This is a genomic window from Pseudoalteromonas nanhaiensis (assembly GCF_051235485.1).
Classification (GTDB): Bacteria; Pseudomonadota; Gammaproteobacteria; order Enterobacterales; family Alteromonadaceae; genus Pseudoalteromonas; species Pseudoalteromonas lipolytica_C.
Genome location: NZ_JBPNYQ010000004.1, coordinates 157,200 through 169,892 on the forward strand (window position 1 = coordinate 157,200; position 12,693 = coordinate 169,892).

A 12,693-nucleotide genomic window follows, 5' to 3' on the forward strand; every position below is an offset into this window, starting at 1 on the left:
TTTAAGCACACAAGGCAGAGGCTCGAAGCTCGCCTTTCTGCCTTTGTGTTGCTTAGTTAAAACTGTCTTAGGAAAATATTTTTGTCAGAAAATTTTAAGATAGGTAAATCTTCTGTTAGGTAGATTGAGTAACCGATTTTTTCTAAGTAATTCGAGCTAAGTGTTATTACTTCAGGCTCGTTGATAACTTCTGATTTCTCGGTTTGATTTTCATCGTCACCCAAAATGGTCGTGTTTTGTCTTTCAACGTTCTTGCCAGTAACGCAGTTAATGTAATGCTCAACAGTGACTACACCGTGCTTTTTCTTTAGAACATATCCACCATATTCATAGTCATCACACATATCATTTAATGGGTGTTCAAACTTCTGTGGTTTATACGTTAAATCTAATTTGGGTTTTACTATTGGTTGTTGTTTTACTTCGACTGTTTTTGCTTCTGGTGTACTGGCCGTGTCAGGTTCGTCAGAGTCGGTAAGTCCTAAACTACCGAGTAAGCTATAAAAGACATAAATAAATAATGGTATGGCTAGTAGAAATAAACCCGCCTTCGGCGGTAGTTTAAACTTTGCAGTGTGTTCATCAGCAGACCAATAGACACCGTAAAAGTTAGCATCACGGCGCATTAGCTTAGATGCACATTTATCTAAGTCGCCTTTGTAATCAGTATTAAATTGTTTATCTCTTTGAAAACGCGTAATCGCAGAGCCGCCCATTGGCCTAAAGTAATGAATATGGGAGTTAGTACACTTCTGGATAACGTTATCTAAAAATGTGTAGTGCTGAGTAATCAGGTGAATATCAACACCTGAATGTCTATGCGTTTGAAACTTGGTGTAATGAATAGGGCGCTTAGCACTATTAGCCATTGGTGAAAAGTAATCCTGACATTCATCAAACACACTAATCGAGCCATTGGGTAAATCGAACCATTGTGTCGGGTCGTCTACTTTCGTCCAGTGGTAGTTAAGCAGTTTAATTGATTCAATGGTTGGTTGTTCAGCTTCTGCTATATAGGTGTTTAATCCTGATAGATTTTGTTTTGGATAACAACGACGACACCAATTAACGAAAAGAGAAATCGCGGCCTGTTCATCATATTGTTTATAAGACGGCGCTAACCAAGGAACGTCCGTTAGCTCGACCAATCTATCTTGCTCATGGGCTTTTTTAATAATCTTAGAATAACGCGATCCTTTTTTAGTTTGTTGGACGGTTGGATAGAACGAACCATAGAACCATCCTGCAAAACTATTTAAGAAATCTAAATCAAGCAGAAAACACTTAATGTTGTTATAGAATTTTTCTTTTTGCGTAACAGAAGGGTCTTGGCAAATTTCTTTCAGCGTATTTAATGTTTTGCCTGCGCCTGGCACACCTGTTCTTAAATAAATCATGAGTTAGGTGCTCCCAATTTCATCTTCGTTACTGAGCCGCCCGATGTTAAACCACGGATTGTTAGTGCAGCTGCATAAGCGCCAAGCATAAAGCCGATAGCTTGATCTAATTTTGCATAGTTAAAAACAGCAATTACCTCAACAGGTAAAGTGGCTGCATTAGCGACAATCAAATTAAATATGTAATCGATGCCAAATGAACCTAGCTCGTAAGTAACATATCCAAAGCCAAGACCAACAAGCACCTTGGAAACAAGGCTAGGGAGTAGGGTTGCAAGTGCGGTAAAAAAAGCTTGAATTAGAAACGGCATTATACAGACCTCACAATGATTGAAGCGCTATGAATTAAAGAGCTAAGGACGATTAACCCAGAGATGGCTTGGAAGAAAACAATGAAATATTCAAAACTAAAACACAGTGACTTACCATTTGTTAGCGTGATACATTTTTCAGGTGGTAACTCTGCATTAGGTAGCCAGTTGTTATACTTCTGTGCGTATTGTTCAAGGTTTCTAGTTTCTTGCGGAATTTCGACACCGTCACCAGAGCCAATACCTGCACATTCTTCGATAGACCCTTCACAATCTTGGCCGCCTATATTGCCGTTACCAGTGCCATTACCACCACCGCCGCCACCGCCAGTTTCAATACCATTAACAGCATCAATTAACTCATTGAATTTACCAACCGTTACAGCATGTAAACGTTCATCTTGGCTGGTTTGTAGGAGAATGGCCGTATCGATACTTTCCATCACATTTAAAAATGCTTTCGCGTTTTTAGTGTCAGCATCTATCTTTTTATTATGTAATTCATTGTCGTTATCTATCAGGCTATTAATACTGTTTTCGATTTCAGTTTCTACATTTTTAAGGTTACAACTGGTATCACCTTCGGCACATGTTTCTTTTGATTTATCAGGTGTTTTTGAAGCATCTACTTTAGAATCTGAATTATCTAAAGGATCATCTTCAGGGTCTGGTTGATGGTGGTCAGGACATTGTAAGACGTTTACAGTTCCATCTGTAGAAGTAGTGCATTTATCTGCATCGGCATCATCTGCTAATTTTTTATTGTCATAAGGTTTATCACCACAGGCCACACCTTGACTGACACCAATTGCATATTTACCTAATGAGATTTGTGATGCGTTAACGTTATAAGCACAACCATCATTGCAATAAAGACCACCACCATCGAAAGGCGCACCACCAATTGTTGGTGAAGAGAATAAACTTTCACTACTACCAGCTGGAGGGCATTCTTTTGGTACACATTCAGTAGAACCTAATTGTTGAGATGCACCTTTAGAATGATAACCAGCAGGACAATCTTTTAGGGTTGATGGCTTAGCACATGAGAAAGTAGGTTCTTGGGTTGCGTTCTCTTTTGGAACTTGAATAGTGTATTCACCAAAACCATCAGGCGGACATTGATACGCTTTTTCTTCATCCTTTACTATGAAAATAAATGATCCGTTTTGAGTGCCTGAATCGCCATCTCCATAGGTGGCGCAATCACCATATTTACATCTAACATACTCATATTGATAATGCGTGTCAGAAGTCCATGTAATATCACCAGCAGATTTATAGAAACCCGAAGAAATATGAGTTTGTATAGTTGAATTTATATTTTGATTCCAAATACTCTGACAGGCAGTGCCAGAATTTACATCAGACCAAACTGTAGGGTGTTCGCCTGAACCGCCATAACCACATTGCAACAAATAGCGTGATTTATAAGATGGTTCTTTTAAATCTGTTAAATCTGGTTCTTCAGCAGAGACAAAAAAGGCGCTCATTAGCGCCAATATAAATATTAGTATTCGCATCATTGCGCCTTAGTTTTAATCATCGAAAAGGATATAAAGTGCTAAAAGTCCTGAGACAATTAGCACTGTGTCTAATGTGATGAACATTAGCTAAAGATTGTGCCTTTCAACCATTTCCAGCCGATAGCCACAAAACCAGCAGTTAGAAATACACCACCGATTAAGTTTGCGTTATCAGTAAAGAATGTTTGAAACTGTGTTGTTGCAGCAGTTACTTCAGCAGCAGCTTCAGCATGAGCAGCACCAGCGGCCAATACAGAGGTTGCCACTAATCCAGCTTTTGTTAATTTACTTTTTAAGATGTTTTTCATGGTTAAGTTCCTTATCTATTCCAAACCATTTTGTTTAATTTCTTCCAACCATAAGCAGTAAGAAGAACGACGATGATTGACGGAGCAACTTCAGTTTTGAAGGTGTCCCAATCAAGCGGAACGGGAAGGGGGGTTTCCACAACTTCCAATTCCACCGGACACTGTTTCTCTACAGGCGCAACGGGACAAATAGCAATGTATTTGTTTTCACCCATGATTAGCCTGCAAATTTCACATCAGATACAACATTACGAGACATGTTTTCAGGGTCTGGTTGAAGTGTTAGATCAACCTGACAAATACCGTGTTGGTCTAGGATGTTTTTAAACTTTTGATACAAAGACTGTTCATCAAGAATGTTTAATGACTTTGGTTCAAAGCCGCATTTCTGGATTTGGTGGTCACCTTGGATAAAGTCCTTTTCAGGTACTAAGTAACTGATAGACGAAAACGCATAGTGCTTAGGTGCGCCAGTTTTTTGAGAAATACCTTTACCATTTGCGGCAGATAATAATGTTACTTTCATGGGTTCACTCCATTTGATTAGGTGGTGATATACAGGCCTGATTAATAGAGTCGGGGATATCCCACGGATTAAGGCCTTTAGTTAATTGATTAATGATTTCGTTATCAGTCAGTTCTTTAACGTGACGTAAGAAATTGAGGTACTTGCCGTAAGACTGTGCGCAATAGCGTTCTAGTCTTTCAGCAACTAAGATTCCGTTGTGTTTTGGTTTGCGAGTGGTGGTTTTAATCTCAAGACGTTTAGCGCTAACAAACTCAAAAGCAGGGTATGCAGCAGCAAAAACGGCATCGGTATTGAGAAGTGCATCCAAGGAGATAACACGGTCAATAGACCTAAGCTCAAGCTCAGCACGCACCCAATTAGGTTGAGACTGACTTTGCATTTGCTTGCCTTTTTCATAGATACGCGCCATTTTTCCATTTTTGCGACTTCCTACATACAGGGTGTTTCCGCCATTGGCTACGCAGTCATACCGCTTTTGCCAGCCGTGTTTTTTCTTCCAAAGCGCTTGTTGCTCATTAGATAATTTTTGCAGTTCGCCAGTTTGAATCCATGAGAAAGAGGGCGCTTGGTTGGTTTTACAAAAGCCACCTTCTTCTAAATTTTGGAAGTAATTTAGAACAGACTTTTCGCCGTCATAGTCATCATAAGCAATGTCCAAACGGGTGATTTTTACATTCGGCATTTTCTTTAGCATGGCGTGAAGTTTTGGAATATCCAGACCAGCACACCCTGCACCAGAAAATGAAATCATCACGCCGCCATTGTTCGCACCCCAAGCAACAACGCCCGAATTTACATCATGGCGGTAAAGGGTGGCTGACTTTTCATAGGTGAACATGCCGCCTGAATTGTGGCGATAAGACCAGCTTAAATCATCGGATGTTAAGCGGTCGGCAGCGGTTGCAACTTCAGTATTTAGAAGGTGCATAAACTTAGTAATATCACCTTCAATCAATGAATTAAGTGTTTTATAACGTTTGGTTTTACGTACAACGTTCTTGAAAAAATGCGCCCGTTCTTCACTTGGAATAGCATCAACAGAGCCGTAATTACGATAACGAGGATTGTTTTCAAACAGCTGGTCGTAGTAATAATCAGAGTCATAAACAACCGATTCGTTAACTTCTACGTCTAAATCATCAGTAGCTTGTTGGTCGAATAATTCAGCACAAAGCATTGCGTTATAAGCTTCTTTGTAGGAGCCAAAGTCACCTTTACCAAACGCAATTTTGGCGTCAAAGCGAAGACGGGCAATTTCGTCAGGGCAAAAAACAACGGTTAAATAGTCGATTTTGGTTAACTGTTTAGAAGTCTGGTTCATAGTCAAATGCTCCAGAGTCGAACAGTTCTTGCCAGTTTGAATCATCAACATCGATGATTTCGAAAGGTTCTCCACTTGCATAGTCTATGCAAAAAGCCATAGCTTCAGCGCGTGACGAATACATAAGCGGGTGTTCAATTTTATTGAAACCTAACGCGTATTCTTCAATGCCAGCTATGTATTGGAGATAGAATTTCAAACTGTAATCCTTGTTAATATGTCAAACTGTCAATCTTGAATGTTTTCGCGAATCTAACATTCAGGTTTGACAGGTGTCAACTTTTTATTTATCAAGAATGACAGTTATAATTAAGTAAGTGAGGAGAACGCTATGAATTTTAGTTACGAACTAATTGAAAAGTATAAAGAAGTTAAAGGTTACTCTCAGGACAAACAAGTTATTTCAGATTTCACTGAATTTAACTCAGGTAACATGTCTCAAATTAAAAAAGGTAATCGTCATTTAACTGCGAACCAGTGTATCGCAATGGCGAACGCTGTTGGTATGGATCAAAAAGAAGCTTTATTAAAACTTGCTATCGAAAAATCAAAATCGAAGGAAGAAGGTAAAATTTGGTCTGATATTGTAAAAAAGATTAGCGCTGCGTGTATTGCGGGAATCCTTGCAGCTGCTAGTCTAACTGGTCAGGTAGTGACCCCGCATTTGCGGTATCGTAGATAGCCCATAAATTACGTTATGTTAAATTGGATAAAATAATAAAAAGTGGACGTTAGGTTACTAACTAGCCCACTTTTAGAAGGGTCTTTACTTAGTTAATTCAGTTCAGAATCTACCCAAAATTTTGTGCCTTTTAGTACAGCTTGCAAAGCAAGGCCATTTTCGGTTAATGAATAGACAGTAACTTGATCAGCAATGGCTTCCGCAACTAATGCTCCACCTTTATCTTCATATTTTGCGGCTGCATCAGCGTTACCACCAAAGGTCCAGCCATGTTCAATGAAGCGATTTAATGCAGACTGGTTATGAAAGACCATTACTACATTAAAGTCTTTTACTCCTAAACCAAGACCTAAACCAGCTTCACCCATATTCATGTAAGTTGATTGGCCTGTTAGGTTATTTTTTACAACACCATAGCCGCCACCGAAACTCGCTAAAACAACATTTACATTTGCGTTATCAAAAACAGCATAACCTGCAGAATTTGCAATTTGTTGTTTAACATCAGGTTTTTCTGCATATAATTTGTTAAGTGTATTAGTTCTCATGCTTTGAACTAATGCACGTTTTTCTTGTGGTGATGCACTACCTGTTGTGGCACAACCCGTTAAAAGCGTTGTTAAAATAACAGAGGTAATGATTAATAACTTTTTCATACTTAATTCCTTGAATACTCGTATGGCAAAATGATACCTATATAATAGACTAATTTTCAGATATGTTAAGTCCAATACTAGACAGTATCGGACTTTATGGTAATCTTATAACTAGTTATTTTACAAGATATTTATATATTATGCTCGTTGCTCTCGTTGATACACTCAAACAACTTCGCTACCAAATTGCCCATCTTGAAGATGATACTCTCGCAACAGAATATCCTGAACTTGATACATTTATACATCAGGTTGGATTGACTGTTGCTGAATCAAAAAATGACTTAAGTTTCGTTTATCAATTCTTATACGTTTATGGCAGGAAATCTGAAGCAACGTTTAATCGCTTTCGAAATGAGCTTGAACGTTTTTGTTTATGGTCATGGTTAGTTGCTGAAAAATCAGTATTTGATCTGAAACGAGATGATATCGAAGCTTATGTAGATTTCATGGTTGATCCCGACTCTGCTTGGTTATCAGATTCGGTGCAATGGCGTTATAAAGATGAACAAGGTATTAGGCGATTAAATTCAAATTGGCGCCCCTTCATAAATAAAGAAAATATTGCGAGCCAACAAACACTCGCTGCAATGTTTACTGCACTTAATGTATTTTATAAGTTTGCGATTTTAGAAGAAAAAACCTTTGCTAATTTTGTACCGGTAGTAAAAAAGAACAGCCCTTACCTAGTTGTGCAATCACAGATTAAAATTCCAGATACGCTCAGTGATATTCAATGGGAGTATGTATTTGGTGTTACCCGGGATTTATGTGAACAACAACCTAATTTAGAAAGAAATTTATTCACACTCGCTTGCTTAAAAGGATTGTATTTACGAATTTCTGAGTTATCAGAAAGACCACAGTGGTCGCCGGTTATGTCGCATTTTTGGCAAGACAATGATGGCTTTTGGTTTTTAAGAATTATGGGTAAAGGTAATAAATTACGTGATGTAACTTTAAGTGAAGATTTTATCACTTATTTAAAACGTTATAGGCTTTACCGTGGTTTACCTGCCCTGCCCCGAGTTGATGAATCGGAGCCATTAGTTCATAAAATTCGTGGTAAAGGTGGTATGACTGTTAGGCAAATTCGACGTTTAGTTCAACAAAGTTTTGATTTAGCAAAACAATCTTTATTAGACGATGGCTTTAAAGATGATGCTGAGCAACTTGAAGCGGCGACGGCACATTGGTTACGACATACCGGTGCAACACACGATGCACAAACAAGGCCGCTTAAACATTTATCTGAAGATTTAGGCCATGCCAAAATTGCCACAACAGACCAAATTTATATTCAAACAAATATAAAAGAACGCGCAAAGTCTGGAATAAAAAGGAAAGTTTAATGGAATATACAATACTAGCGATTGTTGGTTTAGCCCTGTTATTTTATTCTCTGACAATTCGTCAGCTAGAGCGAACTGAAATTACTGGTCCAATGTTTTTTGTTTTTGTTGGTATCGCAATGACTTATTTTTTGCCGAGCGAATTTAAGTTAGGCGAAGCTGGACTCAGTGACATTTTACCTTTGGTTGAATTAACCCTAAGTATTTTTTTATTTACCGATGCTGCAAAATCAAAACTGCCTGTATTGAAACATAGTTTTCAATACCCTAGCCTATTACTGTTTGTTGCTTTACCAATGACACTAATGTTGGGTGTTGCTGGCGGATTATTTTTCTTTTCTGAGTTGTCACTTTTTCAATCTGCCTTGATCGCTATTATTTTAACGCCCACTGATGCGGCGCTTAGTAAAGGCATTTTAGAATGTACTTCTGTACCTGAAAAAGTTCGAGAAGGAATAAATACAGAAAGCGGTTTAAACGACGGGCTTTGTGTTCCAATATTTTTAGTTCTTCTTTTGTTAGCTCAAAATCCAGAAAGTGCTGTAACAACGCTTGATACTCTATTTGTTTTTACACGAGAGTTAGGCGTGGCGCTTGTTATTGCCGGCGTGTCAATGGCCATATTTATTCCATTATTAAAAGTAGCATTAGCACGTCATTATTTTGCAAATAATAGCAGCCCATTTTTATTAATTGGCTTGGTCATGGCCATTTTTTCTTTGACACAAAACCTGCATGGCAGTGGGTTTATAGCCGTATTTGTAGCGGGGCTTTTATTTGATTACTTAGCACCTAAAAAAATTCGTTCAACATTAGTTAAAGATTCTGAACATATTGCTGAATTTGTAGCATTACTTATATGGTGTTTATTCGGTTTTGTTTGTGGTCACTTAATTGTGAATGATATTACTTGGCCAATTGTATTTTATGCATTATTAAGTGTGACAGTTTTTAGAATTGTGCCGGTATTAGTTTCGCTGATGTTTACTAATTTAAATTTAAAAGACAAGCTCACGTTTGCTTGGTTTGGTCCGCGAGGATTAGCATCTATCGTATTCACTTTAATGGTGATGGACACTGCAATTGCGAACAAAGAGCAAATTGCTACAGTAACTTTAACAACAATTTTATTTAGCGTGTTCATTCATGGTATGAGCACCAAGCCCATCGCAAAAAGTTACCAATAATAAAGGCGCATTAAGCGCCTTTAAATTTTTTACTTTAAATTAAAATCTATTTTTTTAAAGTAGCTCTGCAATTAATTGCAGTGGATGCTTTGGTTTGAATTTTTCATAACGCTTCACTTGGCTACGACATGAGAAACCTGTTGCTAAAATAGTTTCAGGCTCATTATTATAAATAATTGGTTGCCAACTCATTTCATAAAGTGCACGTGAATTTTCTTGGTTTTGTTTTTCGTGGCCATAGGTTCCTGCCATACCACAACAACCCGTACTCGTTGTGTCTAGATGTAAATTTAAATCAGCAAAAATTGTTTGCCAAACTTTAGACGCATTTGGCATTGCTGTTGTTTCAGTACAATGACTTAATAATTTAAAAGTAGAATTCGACTTAGTGGTAAGTGAAAGCTGATTGAAGTTTTGTGTTTGAAGCCATTCATGTGCAAGCTCAACTTTAAAATCACCACGGTCTTCTTTTAAAATTGATACATACTCATCTCGGTAACACATAACTAAAGACGCATCGAGTCCGACAAGTGGCGCATTAATTTCACTGAGTGAATTTAAAAACTCTGCTGCATTTTTTGCTGTCGTTTTAAATTCATTTAGAAAACCTTTAACATGCTGTGCTTTACCATTTGGCTTAAAGGGTAATAGCATCGGTTTTTTGCCTAACGCTTTAATTACTTGAATAAAGCTTTCGACTAATTCTGCTTCGTAAAAACTAGTAAATGGATCTTGTACTATCAGTACATATTCGGCTTGTTGTTCTTTTGAGAGCGAATTTAGTAATTCAAAATTGAATTGCTGATCTTTTGAAATACGTTTTGAAAGTTGCGGTACGCTTAAACTTGGCGTATCAACATAACCGATGGTATTTTTAATTAGTCCAGATACAAGTTTGCTATTTACTATCGGATTAATAACTTTTGCAAACTTTGCCATAACCGGTGCTGTTTGTTCGATACCCGCAACAAGGTAATCTTTTGCAGGACGTGCATAATAACTATGGTAGAAATTTAAAAAGCGTGAACGGAATGTAGGAACATCAACTTTGATAGGACATGCAGTAGTACATGCTTTACAAGCTAAGCATTCGTCCATTGATTCTTTTACTTCGTGAGAGAAATCATAAACGCCTTTTTTCTTATCGCGACTATGTTGATAGCGCTCCCACCAAGTGATTACTTCACCATTCATCAATTCTTTTTCAACATTGAGTAAATCAATATTTTCAGACTCTTGCAGTCGTAACCATTCGCGCATTAAACTTGCGCGACCTTTTGGCGAATAACGGCGGTCACCTGTTACTTTATAAGATGGACACATTGGTGATTTTTCATCGTAATTAAAACACAGGCCATTACCGTTACAGGTCATAGCGTTATTAAATTCTGTTTTAACATCGATAGAAATTTCTTTGTCGAACCAGGCACGCTTTTGATCGTCAACAGAAACTAGTGAGTCTTTACTTTCAATTGGCGTACATATTTTTCCTGGGTTTACTCTGTTATTTGGATCAAATGCCGCTTTGATTTTTCTTAGTTGTGTAAATAAATGCTCGCCGAAAAATTCAGGGCCATACTCACTACGATATCCTTTACCGTGCTCGCCCCACATTAAGCCGCCATATTTGGCAGTCAGTTTAACGACTTCATCTGAAATATGGCGAAGCAATTTTTCTTGTTCAGGATCACACATATCAAGTGCCGGTCGTACGTGTAGTACGCCAGCATCAACATGACCAAACATACCATATTGCAAATTATGGCTATCAAGTAGTTCGCGAAACTCTACAATAAAATCGGCTAAGTTTTCAGGTGGTACAGCGGTATCTTCGGCAAAAGCTAACGGTTTTTGACTGCCTTTTACATTGCCTAAAAGTCCAACTGATTTCTTACGCATTGCATAAATTTTTAAAATATCAGCTTTATCATTGGTTAACTGATAACCGATCACCCCATTAGTTTGCTCTTCGACACATTTATCAAGTAGCTTACATAGGGACTCAACTTTATCTTTAATATCTTCTGGTGAAACCGCATTGAACTCAACCATGTTGAGGCCTTGCATATCTTTGTTTTCAACATCGGTTATTAAGTCCGATACTGAATGCCAAATAATATCTTCTCGAGCAAGATTCAGTACTTTGCTATCGACTGTTTCTACAGAAGTCGCATTTGCTGCGACTAAGAATGGCGAATGACGAAGAGCAGAATCAAAGCTATCGTATTTAATGTTGATTAATGTCTTAAATTCAGCAATTGGCGTAATGTTTAATTTTGCTTCGGTAACTATACCTAACGAACCTTCAGAACCAGTAATTAATCGGCTCATATCAAAGGTCTGTAAATCATCAGAAAAAATATGTTCTAAATCATAACCGGTTAAAAAGCGATTTAAGCGTGGAAACTTTTCTAAAATAGTGTCTCGATTATCAAGGCCAATATCGATAACTGTTTTATATAATTTACCTACCGTGGTGTTTTGTTCAGCAATTACTTTAGCTTTTTCTATAGGCATTGGGGTTGTTGACATTTCAGTGCCATCAACAAGATAAGTTGTAAGACCTAAAACATGATCACTGGTCTTGCCATAAACCAAAGAGCCTTGTCCTGAAGCATCTGTATTTATCATTCCGCCAATTGTTGCGCGGTTACTAGTAGATAAATCGGGCGCAAAGAAAAAACCATAAGGCCGTAAAAAGTCGTTTAGTTGATCTTTTATTACACCTGTTTGTACTCTAACCCAGTTTTCTTCGACATTGATTTCTAATATTTCACGCATGTATCGTGATAAATCAACAACAATGCCAGGAGTTAGTGATTGACCATTGGTACCTGTACCACCGCCACGCGGGCCAAAAGTCAGTGATAAAAAAGGATCACGAGAGGCAATTTGCATAGCCAGCTGTATATCTTTCGCTGACTTTGGAAAGATAACACCCTGCGGTACTTGTTGATACACGCTGTTATCGGTCGATAAGCTCAAACGCGTTGAAAAACTTGCATCAGTATCGCCGTTAAAACCTTGCTTTTTAATCGTTTCTAAATAATTAGCGACTAATTCAGATGCGACTTGTTGTTGACTTATTGTTGCTATCATGACGGTGACAAATTAAGACATTTTGCAAATTATATCATGCTAGTAGCTAAGTTAAATTGAAGATTTTACAGTTTGTAACACTCTTTTTATCGATTTTGAAAGCATTACTTTTATACTGTTTATAAAAGCATCAAAGAGATATGGATATGAAGAAAATTGCATTAATCAGTTTGGGTTTACTAAGTTTACTACTGGGCTTAGTTTTTATTGTTGTACCTGGACCTTCGCTTATTTTTTTTATTGCCGGGCTTTTTTGTTTATCATTTTATTACCCTAAAGCGCGTGTTGTCCTTCGAAGAAACAAAAATGCCAGCTAATTGCTGGC

Annotated in this window: 14 protein-coding genes; 4 read left to right on the forward strand and 10 right to left on the reverse strand. The window is 37.7% G+C overall.

What is annotated here, in order from left to right; all coding sequences use genetic code 11:
* Nucleotides 1-56: 56 nt before the first annotated feature.
* The 8 genes from ACSFVZ_RS05995 to ACSFVZ_RS06030 all read right to left on the reverse strand — a co-directional run bounded on the left by ACSFVZ_RS05995 (nt 57) and on the right by ACSFVZ_RS06030 (nt 5,591).
* On the reverse strand, nt 57-1,397 hold the full coding sequence (locus tag ACSFVZ_RS05995) for a zonular occludens toxin domain-containing protein (RefSeq protein WP_435558354.1): 1,341 nt from the start codon (nt 1,395-1,397) through the stop codon (nt 57-59).
* On the reverse strand, nt 1,394-1,708 hold the full coding sequence (locus ACSFVZ_RS06000) for a DUF2523 family protein (protein WP_435558355.1): 315 nt from the start codon (nt 1,706-1,708) through the stop codon (nt 1,394-1,396). Before ACSFVZ_RS06000 ends, ACSFVZ_RS05995 begins: the two co-directional genes overlap by 4 nt.
* On the reverse strand, nt 1,708-3,231 hold the full coding sequence (locus ACSFVZ_RS06005) for a hypothetical protein (RefSeq protein WP_435558356.1): 1,524 nt from the start codon (nt 3,229-3,231) through the stop codon (nt 1,708-1,710). The genes ACSFVZ_RS06000 and ACSFVZ_RS06005 overlap by 1 nt, the downstream gene beginning before the upstream one ends.
* A gap of 86 nt (nt 3,232-3,317) precedes the next feature.
* The gene (locus ACSFVZ_RS06010) at nt 3,318-3,542 is read right to left on the reverse strand and encodes a major capsid protein (protein ID WP_435558357.1); all 225 of its coding nucleotides are present in this window, start codon (nt 3,540-3,542) and stop codon (nt 3,318-3,320) included.
* Between the two features lie 11 nt (nt 3,543-3,553).
* The gene (locus ACSFVZ_RS06015; protein ID WP_281547095.1) at nt 3,554-3,757 is read right to left on the reverse strand and encodes a hypothetical protein; all 204 of its coding nucleotides are present in this window, start codon (nt 3,755-3,757) and stop codon (nt 3,554-3,556) included.
* Between the two features lie 2 nt (nt 3,758-3,759).
* Nucleotides 3,760-4,068, reverse strand: coding sequence for a CTX-RstB family phage integration protein (locus ACSFVZ_RS06020; protein ID WP_339980375.1), 309 nt, complete (start codon nt 4,066-4,068; stop codon nt 3,760-3,762).
* 4 nt (nt 4,069-4,072) lie between these two features.
* Complete coding sequence (locus ACSFVZ_RS06025) at nt 4,073-5,392, reverse strand: replication initiation factor domain-containing protein (RefSeq protein WP_435558358.1); 1,320 nt, start codon at nt 5,390-5,392, stop codon at nt 4,073-4,075.
* Nucleotides 5,376-5,591 (reverse strand): hypothetical protein, encoded by a 216-nt coding sequence (locus tag ACSFVZ_RS06030; protein WP_235373181.1) that lies wholly within the window; start codon nt 5,589-5,591, stop codon nt 5,376-5,378. Before ACSFVZ_RS06030 ends, ACSFVZ_RS06025 begins: the two co-directional genes overlap by 17 nt.
* A gap of 132 nt (nt 5,592-5,723) precedes the next feature.
* On the opposite strand from ACSFVZ_RS06030, the gene ACSFVZ_RS06035 reads away from it, so the two are divergent.
* Nucleotides 5,724-6,074 carry a DUF3693 domain-containing protein gene (locus ACSFVZ_RS06035; RefSeq protein WP_435558359.1) on the forward strand — a complete coding sequence of 117 codons (351 nt, stop codon included), beginning with the start codon at nt 5,724-5,726 and terminating at the stop codon, nt 6,072-6,074.
* Between the two features lie 92 nt (nt 6,075-6,166).
* Here ACSFVZ_RS06035 and ACSFVZ_RS06040 read toward each other — a convergent pair whose 3' ends face one another.
* Nucleotides 6,167-6,730, reverse strand: a complete 564-nt coding sequence (locus ACSFVZ_RS06040; protein WP_135926622.1) for a lipid-binding SYLF domain-containing protein — start codon at nt 6,728-6,730, stop codon at nt 6,167-6,169.
* Nucleotides 6,731-6,870: 140 nt separating this feature from the next.
* Between ACSFVZ_RS06040 and ACSFVZ_RS06045 the strand changes: the two genes are divergently transcribed.
* Nucleotides 6,871-8,082, forward strand: coding sequence for a tyrosine-type recombinase/integrase (locus ACSFVZ_RS06045; protein WP_435558360.1), 1,212 nt, complete (start codon nt 6,871-6,873; stop codon nt 8,080-8,082).
* Nucleotides 8,082-9,269, forward strand: coding sequence for a cation:proton antiporter (locus tag ACSFVZ_RS06050; RefSeq protein ID WP_435558362.1), 1,188 nt, complete (start codon nt 8,082-8,084; stop codon nt 9,267-9,269). The genes ACSFVZ_RS06045 and ACSFVZ_RS06050 overlap by 1 nt, the downstream gene beginning before the upstream one ends.
* Nucleotides 9,270-9,323: 54 nt before the next feature.
* On the opposite strand, the gene ydiJ is transcribed toward ACSFVZ_RS06050, so the two are convergent.
* Entirely contained in the window at nt 9,324-12,368 is a 3,045-nt protein-coding gene (gene ydiJ / locus ACSFVZ_RS06055; RefSeq protein WP_435558363.1) for a D-2-hydroxyglutarate dehydrogenase YdiJ, read from the reverse strand.
* Between the two features lie 146 nt (nt 12,369-12,514).
* On the opposite strand from ydiJ, the gene ACSFVZ_RS06060 reads away from it, so the two are divergent.
* Complete coding sequence (locus tag ACSFVZ_RS06060; protein ID WP_435558364.1) at nt 12,515-12,685, forward strand: PGPGW domain-containing protein; 171 nt, start codon at nt 12,515-12,517, stop codon at nt 12,683-12,685.
* The last annotated feature ends 8 nt before the right edge of the window (nt 12,686-12,693 follow it).